Below are 915 nucleotides of genomic sequence, written 5' to 3'. Positions count from 1 at the left end.
CAATAGCCCCAGATGATCTGGACTACGATAGTCCTGCACAGGAAGTAGAAGTATTAAGCCAAAAGGAGAAGGGGGCAGTTCGTAGAGGGAAGCGGAACACTACCTGCCTCTGCGGCGTCACATTCGCTTCTTTCAACCTGCTTAACTCTCACCGCCAGAGCAGCAAGGATGCCCGGTGCACGGGGAAGCGGAACACTACCTGCCCCTGCGGCGCGACCTTCGCTTCGGTCAGCCTGCTTAACTCTCACTGCCAGGGTAGTAAAGATGTCCGCTGTAAGGGGAAGCGAAACACCACCTGCTTATGCGGCTCCACCTTTGACTCGGTCAGTCAGCTCAACTCCCACCGCCAGCGTAGTAATGACGCTCGATGTAAGGGGAGGCGGAACACTACCTGCTCCTGTGGTACCACCTTCGATACGGTCAGTCTGCTTAACTCTCACCGCCGGAGCAGCCACGATGCCCAATGCAAGGGAAAGCAGAGCACCACCTGCCAATGTGGCGTTACCTTTGCTTCGGTCAGCCTGCTTAACTCTCACTGCCAGGGCAGCAGGGACGTCCGGTGTAGAGGGAAGCGGGGCACCACCTGTCTCTGCGGCGCCACCTTTGATACGGCCAGTTTGCTTAATTCTCACCGCCGGGGAAGCCGCGACGCCCAATGCAAGGGAAAGCGGAACACCACCTGTCCCTGTGGTGTCACCTTTGCTTCGGCCAGCTTGCTTAATTCTCACCGCCGGGGCAGCCACGACGCCCAGTGCAAGAGACAGCGAACCAAAAATAAGGGAGACGGGATTTAAAAAAAATCGCTATCTTACTCATCGACTAGCCTTTCGTGCCTAGGTTGAATCAGATGTTATGCTTGCTGCAAATGCCTCATATTTTTGGCTGATCCTGACCATTGCTCCCGCTATTGTTGTT

2 protein-coding genes are annotated in these 915 nt (G+C 55.5%); both read right to left on the bottom strand.

Features of this window, described 5'->3' with window-relative positions:
- Positions 1-53: 53 nt before the first annotated feature.
- Positions 54-248 (bottom strand): hypothetical protein, encoded by a 195-nt coding sequence (locus tag E1189_RS01995; protein WP_155158404.1) that lies wholly within the window; start codon positions 246-248, stop codon positions 54-56.
- A 51-nt stretch (positions 249-299) separates the two neighbouring features.
- Positions 300-728, bottom strand: a complete 429-nt coding sequence (locus E1189_RS01990) for a hypothetical protein (RefSeq protein ID WP_155158403.1) — start codon at positions 726-728, stop codon at positions 300-302.
- Positions 729-915: the final 187 nt, after the last annotated feature.

The organism is Parendozoicomonas verongulae, assembly GCF_009711465.1.
In the GTDB taxonomy this organism is placed as follows: Bacteria; Pseudomonadota; Gammaproteobacteria; order Pseudomonadales; family Endozoicomonadaceae; genus Sansalvadorimonas; species Sansalvadorimonas verongulae.
This window is presented reverse-complemented; position numbering and strand designations above follow the sequence as displayed.